General features: G+C 63.5%; 10 protein-coding genes and 7 pseudogenes. 11 read left to right on the plus strand and 6 right to left on the minus strand.

Going from position 1 to position 19,109, the window contains the following annotated elements:
• Nucleotide 1: 1 nt before the first annotated feature.
• From K6I40_RS12045 to K6I40_RS12065, 5 genes and pseudogenes are all read left to right on the plus strand, one after another.
• Nucleotides 2-2,287 (plus strand): kinase anchor protein, encoded by a 2,286-nt coding sequence (locus K6I40_RS12045; protein ID WP_222919226.1) that lies wholly within the window; start codon nucleotides 2-4, stop codon nucleotides 2,285-2,287.
• Nucleotides 2,278-3,603 (plus strand): YeaH/YhbH family protein, encoded by a 1,326-nt coding sequence (locus K6I40_RS12050; protein WP_222919227.1) that lies wholly within the window; start codon nucleotides 2,278-2,280, stop codon nucleotides 3,601-3,603. Before K6I40_RS12045 ends, K6I40_RS12050 begins: the two co-directional genes overlap by 10 nt.
• A 47-nt stretch (nucleotides 3,604-3,650) precedes the next feature.
• Nucleotides 3,651-5,681, plus strand: a complete 2,031-nt coding sequence (locus K6I40_RS12055; RefSeq protein ID WP_222919228.1) for a SpoVR family protein — start codon at nucleotides 3,651-3,653, stop codon at nucleotides 5,679-5,681.
• A 100-nt stretch (nucleotides 5,682-5,781) separates the two neighbouring features.
• A pseudogene (locus K6I40_RS12060) lies at nucleotides 5,782-6,814 on the plus strand (HEAT repeat domain-containing protein).
• A 51-nt stretch (nucleotides 6,815-6,865) separates the two neighbouring features.
• Nucleotides 6,866-7,145: pseudogene (locus K6I40_RS12065) on the plus strand (YjbQ family protein).
• 333 nt (nucleotides 7,146-7,478) lie between these two features.
• Here K6I40_RS12065 and K6I40_RS12070 read toward each other — a convergent pair.
• On the minus strand, nucleotides 7,479-8,144 hold the full coding sequence (locus K6I40_RS12070; protein WP_222919229.1) for a glycerophosphodiester phosphodiesterase: 666 nt from the start codon (nucleotides 8,142-8,144) through the stop codon (nucleotides 7,479-7,481).
• Nucleotides 8,145-8,318: 174 nt separating this feature from the next.
• Between K6I40_RS12070 and K6I40_RS12075 the strand changes: the two are divergent.
• Together K6I40_RS12075 and K6I40_RS12080 are read left to right on the plus strand one after the other, a co-directional pair.
• Nucleotides 8,319-8,764, plus strand: a pseudogene (locus K6I40_RS12075) (response regulator).
• A gap of 76 nt (nucleotides 8,765-8,840) precedes the next feature.
• Nucleotides 8,841-9,575 carry an SDR family oxidoreductase gene (locus K6I40_RS12080; protein ID WP_222919230.1) on the plus strand — a complete coding sequence of 245 codons (735 nt, stop codon included), beginning with the start codon at nucleotides 8,841-8,843 and terminating at the stop codon, nucleotides 9,573-9,575.
• Nucleotides 9,576-9,602: 27 nt separating this feature from the next.
• On the opposite strand, the pseudogene K6I40_RS12085 reads toward K6I40_RS12080, so the two are convergent.
• Nucleotides 9,603-10,951, minus strand: a pseudogene (locus K6I40_RS12085) (sodium-dependent transporter).
• A gap of 278 nt (nucleotides 10,952-11,229) precedes the next feature.
• Between K6I40_RS12085 and K6I40_RS12090 the strand changes: the two are divergent.
• Nucleotides 11,230-12,772, plus strand: a pseudogene (locus tag K6I40_RS12090) (acyl-CoA carboxylase subunit beta).
• A 1-nt stretch (nucleotide 12,773) separates the two neighbouring features.
• Entirely contained in the window at nucleotides 12,774-13,136 is a 363-nt protein-coding gene (locus K6I40_RS12095) for a hypothetical protein (protein ID WP_305082493.1), read from the plus strand.
• 628 nt (nucleotides 13,137-13,764) lie between these two features.
• On the opposite strand, the gene K6I40_RS12100 is transcribed toward K6I40_RS12095, so the two are convergent.
• Entirely contained in the window at nucleotides 13,765-14,937 is a 1,173-nt protein-coding gene (locus K6I40_RS12100) for an SPFH domain-containing protein (RefSeq protein WP_222919231.1), read from the minus strand.
• A gap of 235 nt (nucleotides 14,938-15,172) precedes the next feature.
• Between K6I40_RS12100 and K6I40_RS12105 the strand changes: the two genes are divergently transcribed.
• On the plus strand, nucleotides 15,173-17,017 hold the full coding sequence (locus K6I40_RS12105) for an acetyl-CoA carboxylase biotin carboxylase subunit (protein WP_222919232.1): 1,845 nt from the start codon (nucleotides 15,173-15,175) through the stop codon (nucleotides 17,015-17,017).
• Nucleotides 17,018-17,411: 394 nt separating this feature from the next.
• Nucleotides 17,412-17,743, plus strand: a pseudogene (locus K6I40_RS12110) (SPASM domain-containing protein); the annotation flags it as partial.
• 67 nt (nucleotides 17,744-17,810) lie between these two features.
• Here the strand turns inward: K6I40_RS12110 and K6I40_RS28405 are convergent.
• The 3 genes and pseudogenes from K6I40_RS28405 to K6I40_RS12120 form a co-directional block, all read right to left on the minus strand.
• A complete protein-coding gene (locus K6I40_RS28405; protein WP_255681992.1) occupies nucleotides 17,811-17,942 on the minus strand; it encodes a hypothetical protein in 132 nt (43 codons plus the stop codon).
• A 99-nt stretch (nucleotides 17,943-18,041) separates the two neighbouring features.
• Nucleotides 18,042-18,312: pseudogene (locus K6I40_RS12115) on the minus strand (CGCGG family rSAM-modified RiPP protein); the annotation flags it as partial.
• A gap of 169 nt (nucleotides 18,313-18,481) precedes the next feature.
• Nucleotides 18,482-19,084 (minus strand): hypothetical protein, encoded by a 603-nt coding sequence (locus K6I40_RS12120; RefSeq protein ID WP_222919233.1) that lies wholly within the window; start codon nucleotides 19,082-19,084, stop codon nucleotides 18,482-18,484.
• Nucleotides 19,085-19,109 lie beyond the last annotated feature (25 nt).

Here is a 19,109-nt window from a genome sequence, read left to right on the forward strand (position 1 = left end):
CATGACCGGACGCGACTACGTCACCGAGGCCGATCGCGCACTCGAGGAGACCTACGAAGAGCCGATGAGCCTCGCGGCGTACGTCGATCGAATCTTCGAGAACCCGTCGATCGCCTCCCACGCCTCGAAGTATCTGCTCGAGGCGATCGAGGCCGCGGGCACGCGAACGGTCGTCGAGGAGGGCGAGGAGAAGGAGCGCTACCGCTTCTTCGACGATCCGCACAACGACGGCGAACACGCGATCCTCGGCAACACCGAGGTACTCAATGGGTTCGTCGACGACCTGCGGTCGATCGCCGCGGGCCGGGCGAAAGACGAAAAGATCATCTGGTTCGAAGGGCCGACCGCGACCGGCAAGTCCGAACTCAAGCGCTGTCTGGTCAATGGACTGCGCGAGTACTCGAAGACGCCCGACGGCCGTCGGTATACGGTCGAGTGGAACATCTCGACCGCCGAGGGCAGCGATCGCGGACTGAGTTACGGCGACGACGTCAGCGCCGCCGCCGACCAGAACTGGTACGAGAGCCCCGTGCAGGCCCACCCACTGTCGGTGTTCCCCGAAAACGTCCGCGAGGACATACTCGAGCAACTCAACGAAGAACTCGACGACCACGTCCCGATTCAGGTCGACGCACAGCTCGATCCGTTCTCCCGGGAGGCCTATGACTTCCTTGAGGAACGCTACCGCCGGGAAGGCAAGGAAGAACTGTTCTCGGCGATCACGGACGAGAGTCACCTCCGCGTGAAAAATTACGTCGTCGACATGGGACAGGGTGTCGGCGTCCTCCACTCCGAAGACGACGGCCCGCCCAAGGAGCGACTCGTCGGCTCGTGGATGCACGGCATGCTCCAGGAACTCGACTCGCGGGGTCGGAAGAACCCGCAGGCGTTCAGCTACGACGGCGTGCTCTCACAGGGCAACGGTGTCCTCACGATCGTCGAGGACGCGGCCCAGCACGCTGACCTGCTCCAGAAGCTGTTAAACGTCCCCGACGAGCAGTCGGTGAAACTGGACAAGGGGATCGGGATGGACGTCGACTCCCAGCTACTGATTATCTCCAACCCCGATCTCGAGGCCCAGCTCAACCAGCACGCCGATCGCAACGGGATGGACCCACTGAAGGCGCTCAAGCGCCGGTTGGACAAACACCGATTCGGCTATCTGACGAACCTGAGCCTCGAGACGGAACTCATTCGCCGCGAGTTAACCAACGAGATGGAGGTCTGGGAAGCCGAGAGCTACGACGAACTCGCAGACCGGATCCGCGCGCCGGTGCGGGTGACGGTCAAGGACCGCGACGGCGAGACGCGGGTCCAAGAGTTCGCGCCCCACGCGATCGAGGCGGCCGCGCTGTACGCAGTCGTCACGCGGTTAGACGAGGAGAACCTTCCGAACGGTCTTGATCTCGTCGATAAGGCGCTGATCTACGATCAGGGCTACCTGCAGGAAGGCGACAGCCGCCGCGAAAAGGACGAGTTCGACTTCGACGACGACGGCAACGACGGCGATCACGGGATTCCGGTCACGTACACGCGAGACACGCTCGCGGAGTTGCTCCAAACCGATCGGGACCGCCATCACCCCGAACTGTCGGTCGAGGACATCGTCATGCCCCGCGACGTGTTAAACGCCATGGTCGAGGGGCTGATCGACGCGCCGGTCTTCTCGACCGGCGAGCGCTCGGAGTTCGAGAACCGCGTCGTTCCCGTGAAGAACTACATCTACGACCAACAGGAGAGCGACGTCATCGAGGCAATCATGCACGACAAACGCGTCGACGAGGAGACCGTCGCCGAATACGTCGAACACGTCTACGCTTGGGAGACCGACGAACCGCTGTACAACGACCGCGGCGAGCGCGTCGAGCCCGATCCACTGACGATGAAGCTGTTCGAGATCGAGCACCTGGGCCGGTTCTCTGAGGCGGAGTATGACGGCAATCAACCCCGTGAGAGCGTCCGGAACTTCCGACGCGAGAAGGTCATCACATCGCTGAACCGTCACGCGTGGGAACACCGCGACGAGGACTTCTCGGTCGAAGACGTCGATCTGACGGCGATCCCGGTGATTAAGACCGTCCTCGAGAGCCACGACTGGGACGACGTCGAGCGGACCTTCGAGGACTTCGATCCGCGACAGTGGAGCGACCCGCCAAGCGGGACCGAGACGGCCGAAGTCAAGGAAAGCACGATCGACACGATGGTCGACCTCTTCGGCTATTCGGCGGCGTCGGCCGAACTGACCAGCAGACACGTCATGGGACAGGTGAGCTACAGATGGGACTGAGAGACGACCTCGAGCGATTCCGAGAGGTGGGCGAAGAGCGCCGTGAGGATCTGGCCGACTTCATCCAGTACGGCGACCTCGGACAGAGCCGGCCAGGCGAGATCAAGATCCCGGTCAAGATCATCTCGCTGCCGGAGTTCGAGTACGACCAGCGCGACCAGGGCGGCGTCGGGCAGGGCGAGGACGGCACGCCTGACCCTGGCCAGCCGGTCGGCCAGCCCCAGCCACAGCCGGGCGACGACGGCGAGGATGGCGACCCCGGCGAGGAGGGCGGTGACCACGAGTACTACGAGATGGACCCCGAGGAGTTCGCCGAGGAACTCGACGAGGAACTCGGGCTCGACCTCGACCCGAAGGGCAAGAAGGTTGTCGAGGAGAAGGAAGGCCCGTTCACTGATCTCACCCGGACCGGGCCCAACAGCACGCTCGACTTCGAGCGGATGTTCAAGGAGGGGCTCAAGCGGAAGCTCGCGATGGACTTCGACGAGGAGTTCCTCCGCGAACTCTGCAAGGTCGAGGGGATCGAGCCCCGCGACGTCTTCGAGTGGGCCCGCAGTGAGAACCTCCCGGTGTCGATGGCCTGGATTCAGGAGGCCTACGACGATATTCCGGACGCGGAACGCGGCAAATGGGACTCGATCGAGGAGGTCGAGAACGAGGTCGAGCGCGAGAGCGTCCAGCAGAAGATCCGCCGCGAGGGGGTCCAACACGTCCCCTTCCGCCGCGAGGACGAACGCTACCGTCACCCCGAAATCATCGAGGAGAAAGAGAAGAACGTCGTGGTCGTCAACATCCGCGACGTCTCCGGCTCGATGCGCGAGAAGAAGCGGGAACTCGTCGAGCGGACGTTCACGCCGCTGGACTGGTATCTGCAGGGCAAGTACGACAACGCCGAGTTCGTCTACATCGCCCACGACGCCGACGCTTGGGAGGTCGAGCGCGACGAGTTCTTCGGCATCCGCAGCGGCGGTGGCACCAAGATCTCGAGCGCGTACGAACTCGCCAACGAACTGGTAGAGGAATACCCCTGGACCGACTGGAACCGGTACATCTTCGCCGCGGGCGACTCGGAGAACTCGAGCAACGACACTGAGGAGCGAGTAATTCCGATGATGGAGCAGATCCCGGCGAATCTCCACGCCTACGTGGAGACCCAGCCCAGCGGGAACGCGATCAACGCCACCCACGCCGAGGAGCTCGAGCGCCACTTCGGCACTGACGCCGAGGATGTCGCAGTGGCGTACGTCAACGACGAATCGGACGTGACCGACGCGATCTACGATATCCTCAGTACGGAAGGTGAGCAAGATGAGTAACGAAGCAAACGCCGTTCGCTTCGAACTCACGAAACCCGGTGGTTTTCATGAGTAAGTCAAATTCCAACGCGGATCGATTCCGCAAACAGGCGATCGCCAGCGAGCTCGAGGAACCGGTCGACGAGGCCCGGAACCTCGCCAAGAAGCTTGGCCTCGATCCCTACCCAGTGAAGTACTGGATCATTGACTACGACGAGATGAACGAGCTCATCGCCTACGGCGGGTTCCAGAGCCGGTACCCACACTGGCGGTGGGGGATGCAGTACGATAAACAGCAAAAACAGGGCCAGTATGGCGGCGGGAAGGCCTTCGAGATCGTCAATAACGACAACCCTGCCCACGCGTTCCTCCAGGAGTCGAACACGGTGGCCGACCAGAAGGCGGTCATCACCCACGTCGAGGCCCACTCGGACTTCTTCGCGAACAACGACTGGTTCGGCATGTTCACCAGCGGGCGCGCGGACGAGGATCAAGTCAACGCCGCAGCCATGCTTGAGCGCCACGCTCGAGCGATCGGCGAGTACATGTCCGATCCTGACATCGACCGCGCCGAGGTCGAGAAGTGGATCGACCACTGCCTGAGCCTCGAGGACAATATCGACCAGCATCAGGTGTTCAGCCGCCGGCTTGACGTCGACGGGCCCGCGATCGAGGAAATCGACGGGGACCTCGCCGAGAAGTTAGACGAACTCGAGCTCTCAGACGAGATCAAAGGCGAGGTCTTCAACGAGGAGTGGGTCGAAAAACTCGAGGGCGAAGAGGGCGGCGCGACCTTCCCCGAGGAGCCACAGAAGGACCTGCTGGCGTTCGTCCGCGAGCACGGCAAACAGTACGACGACGAGGCCGGTCGGGGTGTCGAGATGGAAGCGTGGCAACGCGACATCCTCGACATGATGCGCGCGGAGGCGTACTACTTCGCCGCCCAGAAGATGACGAAGGTGATGAACGAGGGGTGGGCCGCCTACTGGGAATCGGCGATGATGACCGACGAGGCCTTCGCTGGCGACGACGAGTTCCTCAACTACGCCGACCACATGGCCAAGGTGCTGGCCTCCGGCGGGCTCAACCCCTACAGCCTCGGCATGGAACTCTGGGAGTACGTCGAGAACACGACCAACCGGCAGGAGGTCCTCGAGGCCCTGCTGCGCGTCGAGGGGATCTCCTGGCGAAATCTCGTTGACGTCGTCGACTTCGACGAGGTGCTCGAGCGGCTCGAGCCGCCGGAAGCAATCGAGACCATCACGCCCGAGACGCTCGACGCGCTCGAGGAGGTCCCCGACGAGTGGATCGACCACGAGGCGCTCGAGCGGGCCCGCGAGGGCGAGATCGACGTCGAGACGTACCCTTGGAAGGTGCTGACCGAAGCGGGACTGGCGCGGCGACACTACTCGCTAGTCAAGCGCCAACACCGTGGCTTCCTCGCCAGGGTCAGCCAGAACGAACTCGAGCGGATCGGCCGCTACCTGTTCGACGACGCCCGCTACTCGTCGGTCGAGGAAGCGCTCGAGGATGTCGACTTCACGGCCGGCTGGGACCGGATGTTCGATGTCCGAGAGAGCCACAACGACGTGACCTTCCTGGACGAGTTCCTGACACAGGAGTTCATCACGGAGAACAACTACTTCACCTACGAGCACTCGCAGGCGACAGGGCAGTTCCACGTCGCTAGCGACGCGGCCGAGGACGTCAAGAAGAAGCTCCTCCTGCAGTTCACCAACTTCGGGAAACCGACCATCGCGGTCTACGACGGCAACTACAACAACGCGAACGAACTGCTGCTCGGCCACCAGTACAACGGCGTCATGCTCGATATGGGGCAGGCCACGGAGACGCTCAAGCGGATCTTCGAGCTGTGGGGCCGGCCGGTGAACCTGCTGACGATCGTCAAGGAGGTCGACGAACACGACATCGAGGTGGCGAAGCGTCGCAATCGCGAGCCCGAACCCGAAGAACAGGGCAAGCTGATCCGGTACAACGGCGAGACGGTGACGACCGAGGACGTGCCCTGGGAGGAGGTCGAACACCTCGCGGCCGACGACGTCGATTACGACACGAAACCCGACGAGTGGCTCGCGTAAGGCCGCTCAGTTCGGGTTCCCCGTCCGACTCTCATGAGCGCCGGCTCGAGTGCCGTTGGCCAGAACCCTTACGTCGTCGTTCCCCAATGCAGGGGACACGATGGATGGGGACGGGGGCGAGGCCATCGAATCCCGGGGTCGGGGGGCCACCGGGGTCGATTTGCCGTCAATCCTTAGACGACTCGACGATCAGAATCCGGCCGAGCAACGCGACGCTGTCCGCCGAATTCGGACCGCGATCGACGACCAGGGGCAGGGAGCGGTCTGTGCGCCGACGGTGCCGAAGTTACGGACGCTGCTCGAGCGGCCCGGTATAGATTTTCATGACGAAATTGCCGCCTGTCTCGCCGATCTGGCGATCGACGCACCCACAGACGTCGCGCCATCGACTGACGTGATCGTGACCGTTGCCCGCGAGCATGCTGACCAGCCGATGACGCGCGATCTCCTCCGATGTCTCGCCGCCGTCGCGGCCGAGCGGCCGGACGTCGTGGTCGAGCACGTTGAGGCGATCGGCGACGTACTGGAGCGGCGACGTGGGTACGACCGCCGCGGGCTCCAGGTGATCGCCCGCGTCTCGACGGCGGAGCCGACGGCGATCGAACCGGTAGTGCCGATCCTCACCGACGCGCTGGCAGCGAATCCGGTCGAAACGGGCCGCCGGTGCTCCGAGCGCTCGGCCGACTAGCGCGATCCGACGGGGCGCTTCCGTCCCTCGAGTTTGTCACACACGCTGCCGCGATCGTCGATCACGACGATCGATCCCTGCGACACGATGCGATCGGCTGTCTCGGCGACGTGGCTCACCGCGATTCCGCGGCGGTCGAACCCGTCTGTGCCGTGTTCAGGACGGCGCTTTCGTCCTCCGACCCGGATACTCGGGCTATCGCCGCGGTCACGGTCGCCCGTATCGCAGCCGGGATCGACGACGCGGTCGACCCGGTTCGCGGGCAGTTGCTCGAACTACTCGCGGACGACATCCGCACGTCCGGGTGAACGCCTGCATCGCGCTCTGTCACGGGCACGTCGACGCGGCCACACCGCAACTGCGGGAGCTCGCGAGCGAGGATCCAGCACCGAACGTCCGAAACCGTGCTTCGTGGGCTGTGAGACACCTTTCGGCGGGACAGTAGTTCTCGATACAGACCGGAACACAGTCTGTTCTCGCGGCCGTTTCGCCGACTATGGCGTTTCTCATCGAAACCGAGTCCCGGTTGACGACCGTCGACGTGACCGATCGCATCGCTGCAGCCGTTCCGGACGACCTCGAGTCGGGGACCTGTACCGCCTTCGTTCACCATACGATGGCCGGACTCCCACCTGCGAGCGGCGCTGATCGGGCCGGACGTGACGATTCCGATCGAGACTAGGGAGTTGGCACTGGGGACGTGGCAGTCGGTGTTGCTCGTCGAGTGTGACGGGCCGCGAATCCGGACCGTGACCGTGACGACCGTCGGCGAGTAGGTCCACGCTCGATTGGCGATGGGTCGGTCGACCAAGAGCCGTGAGAATCGGACGGACTGCGATTCACCTGGATAATAAAAACAATAGTCTGACCACCGTTAGATCGAAAGTATGACGGGGAAAATGTCATCTCTCTACTCGAGTATGAGTCACCTCCGAGACGAATTGTACGATGTGTTGTCGAACCCGCGCCGCCGACGACTGCGATTTGACCTGTGGAGGCCGCTCCGCGGACGGATTCGCCGAGATCGCTCCGGCGAGGGAGTGACAGGCCGACCACCGGTGGGATGCCCGCCCTGCACGTCGCTGGTCGTCGCCGTTCAGGCCTCGCAGTCACACGGCGATCGGCTGATCCGCCGAGACGCAGTCAACACCGCGACGACCGAGCAGGGTCGCCATCGATCGCCGCTCGACCGTCCATGCGTGGACCTCGAGGCCCACCGTCTTCGCCCGTGGAACAATTCCGGTCGCTAGACAGCGCCAGCGATTCGCACCGAGGACGTCACAGTCGAGTTCGACCGCCGTCGTGATCGGCGTCTCGAGGTGGCGACTCGCCAGCAACCCGATTGGCTGATCCGGATCGCGCTCGCGGATCGCCCGCAGTTCGGAGACCAAAAAGGACGTCGTGACGACGCGGTTGTCGACGGCGGCGTCCTCAAGAACCGCGAGGACATCCGCGGCAATGCCGGACTCCTTGAGTTCGAGATTGACCTCGACGGACGGCGGCAGGGCCGCGAGCATGTCCGTGAGGGTCGGAATCCGCTCGTCGGACTCGAGCACCGAGTGGTCGGTGAGCTGCGTGAGGGTGGCGTCCGCGACGGTGCCGGTGCCGTCGGTGACGCGGTCGATCGTCTCGTCGTGGACGACGACGAGTTCGCCCGATCCACAGCGTCGTACGTCGAACTCGACGGCATCGGCGTGTTCGGCGGCGGCCTGGACGGCACCGATCGTGTTCTCGGGAGCGGTCGCAGCGAAGCCGCGATGTGCGATGAGTCGCATTCACCGGCCTATCGGGAGCCGCGGATTTCAGTGACTCGTTCGGTCGCAGGTACCGACGCTCCGAGGGGACTTCCAAATCACTTAGCAAGCACTGTTAAACCAATACCCTGACTAGATGAGGACGATTACTGGATTGGATGACCTAACCACTCACTCGTCAGTCGTGATCAGGCCATGAGCGGCCCCAGGAGTGATTCGATCGACGTGTTGCTCATCGAGGACGAGACCGAGGACGTTCGGCTCATCCGCGAGGCATTCGACGAGGTAGACGTCGAAACGTCGGTTCGCGTCGCCGCCGACGGCGACAAGCACTGACACTGCTGACCGACCGCGGCGATGAACCGCCATCGATCCCAGATCTCGTTTTGCTGGACCTAGACCTGCCGCGGATGAGCGGTCTCGAGCTACTCGAGGCGATCACGGATGAGCCAGCGCTCGCACGGCTTCCCGTGCTCGTGTTAACGCGACCGGCGACGGTCGAGGACGTTCATGCGAGTTACGAGCTCGCGGCCAACGCCTATCTCACGAAACCAACCGATCCCGAGGAGTACGCCGAGATGGTCGATGCAGTCGCCGACTTCTGGTTCAGACGAGCCGCGCTGCCGACGCGAGAGTCGTAGCGTCCTCTGGCGTCCGACTCGCGACGGTTGTCAACAAGCCCCTCCTTTGATGCGAACAGCCCACACACCGTACGGTATGGCAGTCACGACTGAGTTCGATGTCGACTTCGACGGAACCGTCGCAGTAATCACCGGTGCCAGCGGCGCGCTCGGTAGCGCCGCTGTCGACCGGTTCCGCGAGGCGGGTGCGACGGTCTGTGCCGTCGACGTGATCGCACCGGACGACGAGGATAGTCAGCTCGAGGCCGACCCCGCCGACGAACCCGACCTCGCGTTCTACGAGGCCGATCTGACCGACGAGGACGACGTCGCGGCCCTGATGGAGTCCGTCGTCGAGGACCACGGCCGGATCGACCACTTGCTGAACATCGCCGGAACATGGCGCGGTGGCGACCACATCGAGGACACCGACCTCGAGGAGTTCGAGATGCTCGTCGACGTGAACCTGAAGACGGCCTTTCTCGCGTCAAAACACGCCCTACCCCACCTACAGGAGACGGACGGATCGATCGTCAGCATTAGCGCGCGGTCCTCGCTCGAGGGCGGCGAGGGCGACGGCCCCTACCGGATCACGAAGGCCGGTATCCGGCTGCTGACGGAGACGCTGGCCGAGGAAAATCGCGGGACCGTCCGTGCGAACTGCGTCATGCCGAGCGTGATCGATACGCCGATGAACCGGGAGATGATGCCCGACGCTGATCATGACGAGTGGGTCGATCCGCTCGAGATTGCGGACGTGATGGCCTTCCTCTGTAGCGACGGGGCCGCGGTGACGAGCGGTGCTGCCGTGCCGGTGTACGGCGAGGCTTGATCGGCAAAAAATAACGAACCCCGTCAGTCAGCCGAGGATACCGCTGAGGGCCTCGTACGCACCGACCGCGTTCAGTCCGAGGATCACGACAAGCGTGACGATGACGGGGATCCGAAGGGCCCAGATCCAGTAGGTTCCCCACGAACCGAGGTTTCGAATCCCTTTGCCGAGTTCCTCGAGGCCGGTGTCGGTCCCGACCCAGCCGATGTAGATGGATAGCAACAGTGCCCCGAGAATGAGCAGGATGTTGTTGGCGAGTTCGTCGTAGACCGTAAGCCACGCCAGACTTCCGTCGTACGCGACGGGAACGCCGAAGAGGAAGATCGCGGTCCCGATGGCGAGGGTCGCCGGAACGCGGTCGATGCCGTGTTCGTCGATCAGGTATGAAACGACGACCTCCATGATGCTGATCGCGCTCGAGAGCGCCGCGATGGTAACGGTGCCGAAGAAGATTGCCCCGAGAACACTACCGAATGGAATGTTGCTAAACGCTTGCGAGAGCGCGATGAAGATGAAGCCCGGACCGTCACCGATTTCCACGATGTCGGCGACAGTGAGTTCACCGGAGAAGAGGACCGGGAACGCAACGAGGCCGACGGTAAACGCGATTGCTGTGTCCAGACCGACGATGATGACGGCGTCCTTGGCGAGGTTACGATCCTCACTGAGGTAGGATGCGTACGTAATCATCACACCCATCCCGAGAGAGAGCGTGAAGAACGCCTGTGCGGCGGCCGCAGGTAAGATTTCGGTCCAATTCGCAGTGATGGTACCCAGATCCGGTGACAGGTAGTACGCGTAGGCTTCCCCAGCATTCGGAAGCGTTCCGGCGTAGACCGCTAGACCGATCAGGAGAGCGATAATTGCGGGGACCATCAGTTTAACCGAGAACTCGATCCCCCGACGGATACCGAACCCGACGACAGCGATGACGGATGCCATGAAGATCGCGTGCGTGAGTACAGGCATCATCCCGCCCGTCGTCGCCCCGAACTGCGCTGCACCGTCCGCGGCATAGCCCCCTGTAGTCCATAGACGGTGTACTGCAAGACCCAGCCAGCGACGACGCTGTAGTACGATAGGATGACGAATCCTGCGACAACGAACACCCCTCCGATCCGCTTCCAGGACCCCGTACCGATCTGTTTGAGTGCACCGACGGGGTTCCGTTCCGTGTATCGGCCGACGGTGAACTCGACCAGTATGACTGGAAACCCGATGAGTGCAATTAACGTGAGGTAGACGACGAGGAACGCCGCCCCACCGTATTCGCCCACTTGATACGGAAATCGCCAGACGTTACCTAACCCCACCGCACTGCCGACTGCGGCAAGAATGAAGCCTGTTCTTGTTGCCCATGTTTCGCGCTGAGCCATATCGATTGGATTGATAGAGCGGCCACATATAACTTTTCGTGATTTCTCTAGAGGACGTCTGGGGGCTGGATACCGTTTGAAACCGCCGTTTTGAGTCGATGTCGAGATGGCAATATATTGTAAAAATGTATTACTTTCGGAAAAACGGTTGCAGTGACCGATCTCGAGTCTTTGGTTCTTTCGGACAGTGATAAATCGTGATGGTATTACGGAATCCTTTTCCTGTTGGTCATCACAGAAGGTCGTATGATACAGCGAGGGGTGTACCGAGCATGACGATGGAAGACCGTATCGACGAACTCGAGGAACGTCGCGAAGAAGCGCGTCAGGGCGGCGGCGAGGCCCGAATCGAGAAGCAACACGACAAGGGGAAGATGACCGCCCGCGAGCGGATCGATTACTTCCTCGACGACGGCACCTTCACGGAGTTCGACCAGCTTCGGACCCACCAGACGAGCCAGTTCGGCATGGAGGAGAAGAAGATTCCTGGCGACGGCGTCGTCACGGGCTACGGCGAGGTCAACGGGCGGAAGGTCTTCGTCTTCGCCCACGACTTCACCGTCTTCGGCGGCTCACTCGGCGAAGTCTTCGCCGAGAAGGTCTGCAAGGTCATGGACATGGCGATGGAGGTCGGCGCGCCCGTCATCGGACTCAACGACTCCGCCGGCGCTCGGATTCAGGAGGGGGTGAAGAGCCTCGCCGGCTTCACCGAAATCTTCCGGCGAAACCAGGAAGCAAGCGGCGTCGTCCCCCAGATATCGGGAATCATGGGCCCGTGTGCCGGCGGTGCGGTCTACTCCCCGTCGATCACCGACTTCATTTTCATGGTGAAAGACACGAGCCACATGTACATCACCGGCCCCGGCGTTACCAAGACCGTCACCGGTGAGGACGTCACCCACGAGGAACTCGGCGGCGCGATGACTCACGCCGATAAAACCGGCGTCGCCCAGTTCGCCTGCGAGAGCGAAGAGCAGGCCCTAGACGACATCCAGCGGCTCCTTTCCTATTTGCCCCAGAACAACGTCGAGGATCCGCCTCGCGTCGAACCGTGGGACGACCCCGACCGCCGTGACGAGGAACTCAAGAGTATCGTCCCGCCGAGCCCGCAGAAGCCCTACGACATGACCGACGTCATCGATTCGGTTGTCGACGAGGGTTCCTTTTTCGAGGTCGCGGACAACTTCGCCCAGAATATCGTCGTCGGCTTCGGCCGCCTCGACGGGCGCTCGGTCGGCCTCGTCGCCAACCAGCCCCGCGTCAACGCCGGAACGCTGACCGTCGACGCCTCGATGAAGGCCTCGCGGTTCGTCCGCTTCTGTGACTCCTTTAACATCCCGATCACCACCTTCGTCGACGTCCCCGGCTACATGCCCGGGACCGACCAGGAACACCGCGGGATCATCCGCCACGGCGCGAAACTGCTCTACGCCTACGCCGAGGCGACCGTTCCCTCCTCACAGTCATCACGCGCAAGGCCTACGGCGGTGCCTACTGCGTCATGGCCTCGAAGAACCTCGGCGCGGACGTCAACTACGCTTGGCCGACCGCCGAGATCGCCGTCATGGGTCCACAGGGTGCGGTCAACATCCTCTACCGCGAGGAGCTTGCAGAGGCCGAAACCCCGATGAGCTCCGGGATGAACTCATCGATGAGTACCGCGAGGAGTTCGCCAACCCCTACACCGCGACGGACAAGGGCTTCCTCGACGATGTCATCGTGCCGACCGAAACGCGGCCGCGGCTGATCCGCGACCTCGAGATGCTCGAGACCAAGCGCGAACAGAACCCGGACAAGAAACACGGCAACATCCCGCTGTAGCATGACCTCACAGCAACAGACCACCGCCGACGGCGCGACCACGCCGACAGCGGTGGACGAGGCTGCTAGGACCGACGGCGAATCGGCCGGGATCGAGGCTGCCGTTCCCGGAGACGTCGACCTCGACCTGCCCGACGACGCGGACGACGAGGAGGCCGCGGCCATCGCGGCCGCCATCGGTGCCCATCTCCACGATCAGGCGCGGGCGGCCGCCGCAGCGGCTGCCAAGGGCGAAGAGACGTGGGACGGCAAGCGCTGGGCCTTCGCCGGACGCGTTCGCGCACAGCAACACCGGACCGCTCGCGTTCCGCGCGAGGCCCCGACCGATGCGTGGTCGGCCGCGGGGCGAACGAAACAGTTCTGAACGCGCTCGATCCCCTAGTTTTCGGATCGGGCCCCTCCGTGACGACGGCGTCCGAGTGATCACGAGCGGGCGAGCACTCGAGCTGAGAGATCCGTGGACTCAAGCGAGAGAAACGAGGGGCTCTGTTGAAATATTCTTCTTCAGATGCGTTTTGCCATAAGATACGGGCTCACTACTGGGTCGCAACGTTTTACTCCGGACCGGCCAACCGACGTGCGGTGGCGCGCGCTGTCTGCGAGGCGCGACCTAAGGGAGCGCCTCGGAAGCGAACGGAGAGCGAAGCGAGCCGTGAGCAGGCCGACCGATCGCTAGTGAGGGCGGCCGATGACATTGTGCGAGGGATGAGTGAGGGAAGTATGACCGAGCGTTAGCGCGGGACCGTCGGTCCCGCGAACCATGCGAATAGTGCGAGACCAAAGGTCTCGCATACCATGCGAACGGGCCGTCAGCCCGTGAGCAGACGGGCAGTGCGCGGCGCGTTGCGCCGCGACTGTCGGGACGGTGAAACCGTCCCGCAGCGCCCGTGAGCAGAAATCGGCTGGGGAGGGCGTGGCGATTCCCTGTTGCCACGATAGCAGGACGCTTCGCCCTACCCAATCCTCCAGAACACACCAATGGTACGGCGGCGCTACTCCGAATCGGATCCCAGTTCGGGTTCCGGTTCGGCTTCGTCTTCGGTCTCCGACGTGGTGATCGGCTCGTCGGGCTCCGCCCCGATATCCGTTCCCATATCCTGGCCTTCCTTGATCGCCTGCGCTTCCTGTTCCATCGCCTCGACGTCCATCTCCGCCTGTTCGTCGATCTCGCCGATGATGTCCGCGATGTCGTCGAGGCCGATCAGTTCGCGGGTCTCCTCGTCGAACTCGAGGCTCTCGAGGTCGGTCCCGTTCCCCTCGACGTCGCTGCCCGAGAGGTGCTTGCCGTAGCGGCCGACCAGCGAGGTGAGTTCCTGGGGCATGACGAACGTCGTCGACTCGCCCTGACCGATATCGGCGAGCGTCTCCATCCCCTTGTCGATGACCGCGCGCTCGCCCATCGATTCGGCGGAGCGCGCGCGCAGCACGGTCGAAATCGAGTCACCCTGGGACTCGAGGATCTGGCTCTGTTTCTCCCCTTGGGCGCGGATGATGTTCGACTGCTTGTCACCCTCCGCTTTCTCGACGGCGCTGCGGCGTTCACCCTGCGCCTCAAGGATCATCGCGCGACGACGGCGCTCGGCGGAGGTCTGTTCCTCCATCGCGCCCTTGACGCCCGCCGAGGGAGTCACCTCGCGGACCTCGACGGACTCCACGCGAATACCCCACTCGTCGGTTGGTTCGTCGAGTTCCTGTCGGATCCGCTCGTTGATCATCTCACGGCGGCTGAGCGTATCGTCGAGTTCCATGTCGCCGATCACGGCGCGCAGCGTCGTCTGGGCCAGGTTCGAGACCGCGCGCTGATAGTCGTCGACCTCGAGAAACGCGCGCTTGGCGTTCATGACCCGAATGTAGACGACTGCGTCGGCGGTCACCGGCGAGTTGTCGCGAGTGATCGCTTCCTGCTGGGGAACGTCCAGCGTCTGCGTTCGCATGTCGAACGTATAGATCCGCGAGACGAACGGCGGGACGATGTTGAGACCCGGCTCTAGCAGTTTCCGATACTCGCCGAAGACGGTCAGCGCGGCCCTGTCGTAGGCGTCGACGATCTCGACCATCTGCCAGACCGTGACCACGACGAGGAAGAGTCCGATCAGGCCGACGAGCAAGAGCGGGTCCTCGAGCACCGATTGCGTCTGCAGCGGGCTGAGTACGAACTCGTACATCGTGTGTATCAGGGACTCAGATCGGATAACGCTTGCCCATAACTAGCATGGGACGCGGCCTCTTTCGACTCGCGGTCGTTTCGCTCTCGCTCGTCGCGTTTTGTCCTCGAGTCGGGGAGCAACTGACGCCGATAGTAATCGACGGTACCCGGGTTCGTCAACTGACGATACCTGTCATGTTGTCGAACCGGTTGCGAAAAAGTAAGGTAGGGCCCTCACGACGGTTCCCACAGGAATGTTCAGGAAGGTTCTCGTGGCGAACCGCGGGGAGATCGCCGTTCGCGTCATGCGAGCGTGTGAGGAGTTGAACATCGGAACCGTTGCAGTCTACTCCGAGGCAGACAAGGACTCGGGACACGTCCGCTACGCCGACGAAGCGTACAACGTGGGGCCGGCGCGTGCGGCCGACTCCTATCTCGATCACGAGGGCGTCATCGAGGCCGCACGGAAGGCCGACGCTGACGCCATCCATCCCGGCTACGGCTTCCTCGCGGAGAACGCCGAGTTCGCGGGCAAGGTCGAGGACGTCGAGGGCATCACCTGGATCGGCCCGTCCAGTGACGCGATGGAGTCCCTCGGTGAGAAGACCAAGGCTCGGAAGATCATGAGCGAGGCCGACGTGCCGATCGTCCCCGGGACCACTGACCCGGTCACCGAGCCCGAGGAGGTCAAAGAATTCGGCGAGACGCACGGCTACCCGATCGCGATCAAGGCGGAGGGTGGCGGCGGCGGCCGCGGGATGAAGGTCGTCTGGGACGAGAGCGAGGTCGAAGACCAACTCGAGAGCGCCAAACGCGAGGGCGAGGCCTACTTCGATAACGACTCGGTCTACCTCGAGCGCTACCTCGAACAGCCCCGTCACATCGAGGTCCAGATTCTGGCCGACGAACACGGCAACGTTCGCCATCTGGGCGAGCGCGACTGCTCGCTCCAGCGCCGCCACCAGAAAGTTATCGAGGAGGGACCCTCCGCGGCCCTGACGGACGAACTTCGCGAGAAGATCGGCGAGGCTGCTCGTCGCGGCGTCGCCGCCGCGGAGTACACCAACGCCGGGACCGTCGAGTTCCTCGTCGAGGAGGAGGACCGCGAGGCGGGCGAACTGCTCGGCCCCGACGCGAACTTCTTCTTCCTCGAGGTCAACACCCGCATTCAGGTCGAGCACACCGTCACCGAGGAGATCACGGGCTACGACATCGTCAAGCGCCAGATCAAAGTGGCCGCCGGCGAGGAAGTCGACTTCGAACAGGACGATGTCGATATCGACGGTCACGCGATGGAATTCCGCATCAACGCCGAGAACGCCGCAAACGACTTTGCGCCCGCGACCGGCGGACAGCTAGAAACGTACGACCCGCCGGGCGGGATCGGCGTCCGACTCGACGACGCCCTGCGTCAGGGAGACGACCTCGTCACTGACTACGACTCGATGATCGCGAAGCTGATCGTCTGGGGCGAGGACCGCGACGAGTGTATCGAGCGCTCGCTGCGGGCCCTCCGGGAGTACGAGATCGCGGGCATCCCGACGATCATCCCGTTCCACCGGCTGATGCTCACCGACGAGGAGTTCGTCCAGAGCACGCACACGACGAAGTATCTCGACGAAGAGTTAGACGAGAGCCGTATCGAGGAGGCCCAGGAACAGTGGGGCGGCGACACCGGCGACGGCGGCGCGAGCGACGACGAGGACGAGGCCGTCGAGCGCGAGTTCACCGTCGAAGTCAACGGCAAGCGCTTCGAGGTCGAACTCGAGGAACGCGGCGCACCAGCCATCCCGACCGGGGATGTCGAAGCCGGCAGCGGTCAGGCAAGCCGGCCGGAGCCAGCGGGCGGCTCGAGTAGCGACGGTGGTGCCGAACTCGAGGGCGACGGAGAGACCGTCGACGCCGAGATGCAGGGGACGATCCTCGACATCGAGGTCGAGGAGGGCGATGAGGTCGCGGCCGGCGACGTGCTGGTCGTCCTCGAAGCGATGAAGATGGAAAACGACATCGTCGCCTCGCGGGGCGGCACCGTCACGCAGATCGCCGTCGAGGAAGGCGAGAGCGTCGATATGGGCAACACGTTAGTCGTCCTCGAGTAACTCCGGGTCGCACGGTTAGGAGCGGACACGGCCGTCCGCGAACGTGTTCGCCGGAGTTTCGAAGGAGGTGCTCGCGCATCGAATAGATGCACGCGTCACCGATCCGAGACCCTGCGGTGATCGACGGGATGTCGGCGTCTGGCATGCTTCCCGCCGGTCCACCATCCATCCCTGACTCGAGTGTCGCGTGCACTCGGTCACAGCTGGTCGAGACGATCGGTGTGCCGATCCGGCGGCTTCACCGAGCCATCCGTCACACTGACTCACTTCTCTCGATTTGCAGCCACAAGCGCCACCTGCCCGTCTCTCAGTCACCGGTCGAGACGCTGCGCGTCTCGTCGTCGGTGCCGCCCCAGGGGAGCGGTCCGTCGTACCCCTCGGGAATGAACGGACAGAGCGGATCGCCGACGTGGATTATCAGGCCAACGTCCATCCGACGCAGTTCTGGCAGGGGTACAGTCTCGGCAACGTCCGCGACCGCCCCTTTGGCGAGATCTGGGACGACGAGTCGAACCCGCTGCTCGCGGCGCTCCGGAACCGCGAGGAGCACCTGAGCGGCAAGTGCGCGGACTGCCAGTATCGGTCGATCTGTCGCGGTGCCTCACGGCTGCGGGCGCTCGCCACGACGGGCGACCTGTTCGCTCCGGACCCGCGGTGTTACCTCAGCGACGACGAGGTGCGCGGCGAGAAACCGGGAGACCGGTCGCCGGCGGTGCTGTGAACTGACCAAGGATCTCCGGCGGTCTCGAGCGGATGACTCGATCAGCGTCGGTTTTCGACCGGAGCGATTCGCTCAGCGACGGGAGTCGGGTCTCGCGGGAAGCTGTCCGAGACAGTGACGGCAGTAGGTGTAGCTGTGTTCGTTCTCCGTCCCACACACGCGGCAGGTGACCGGCTCGTCGAACGTCTGCGTTCGGGAACTCATCGTCAGTGCTACCGACCGGGAACAAATAGCCCTCAGCCTGACGAGTGCAAGGAATCGAGCGCTGTCCCCCGATTCGCTCGGTGCGTGCGGTCGCCGGGCTCAGTCGTCGCCCACATGGATGCGAGTCACGTGCCCGCCACAGCCGCACTGATCGGCGTACTTGAGCCGAATATCATCGAACGCCCGCCTCGATCTCGTCCCAGAGATACGTCTCGGGGTGGCCGTGCTCGCCGTGGGTGACGAGGTTAACGTGGTAGCCGGCGGCCGTCTCTTCGATCGCCTCTTTCGACTGCTCCACGATCAGAGCCCGATCCGCGGCGTATTCGAGGCCCTCGAGGTTCGCCGACCACGTCGCGTCGGACTCGCCGCGTTCGCGGTCGTCGTCGCCCGGTTACTGGCGAACACGACGGTCGAGCGGTCTCCGATGCGCGCTCGAGTCGGGCGAGGACTCCCCTGCAGCAGGGGTAGAGAACCTGATGTGGACGCGTCGCCCGATCGGTAACCGAGACGAAACGATCGTCGGAGAGAACGGTTCGAGTCTATTCCTCTGGCGAAACGTCGACCCCCGGTTCGTACCGCTGTGATTCGATCGTCGAGACGACCAGTTCGCCGTACTCGGCGGCCGTCAGCGCGCCTGCGTTGTAGTCCTCCGTGTGTACCGTCTCGACTGTCGCTGACCCGTACGACGCGGGCGCGTCGTCGAGAATCGTCGCACCCAGTGCGACGGCATCGTAGCCCGTGTCGATCAGCGATGCGTAGCCGCCCGCGATCAGGGCGACGTCGTGAACGTTTCCCTCATCGTATCGATCGGTGTTGACGTATTCGAGGGTCAGCACATCCCGTTTGCGTTCGACCGACTCGACGGCCATATCATACTCCTCGAGCGTCGACACGAGCCCCTCGGGGTCGGTGACATCGGCAGCCGCGAGTTCCGGAACCCGCTCCTCGAAGATCGCGCTTCGCTCCTCAACGGGGAGGTCGGGGACGTATGACGAGACCGGCCACTCCGTGTTCTGGGGGAACTCCGTTCCCATTTCCTCGATACAGCCGGCGAGTCCGATCGTCGCGGCGACCGCCCCTGCCTGCAGGAACCGCCGTCGCGTCGGCCGCTCGCTCCCGCTCCCCGGCGCGTTCCGATTCATATCCGTGGCCAACGTCACCTCGCCG

The organism is Natrinema sp. SYSU A 869, from assembly GCF_019879105.1.
Taxonomy (GTDB): Archaea; Halobacteriota; Halobacteria; order Halobacteriales; family Natrialbaceae; genus Natrinema.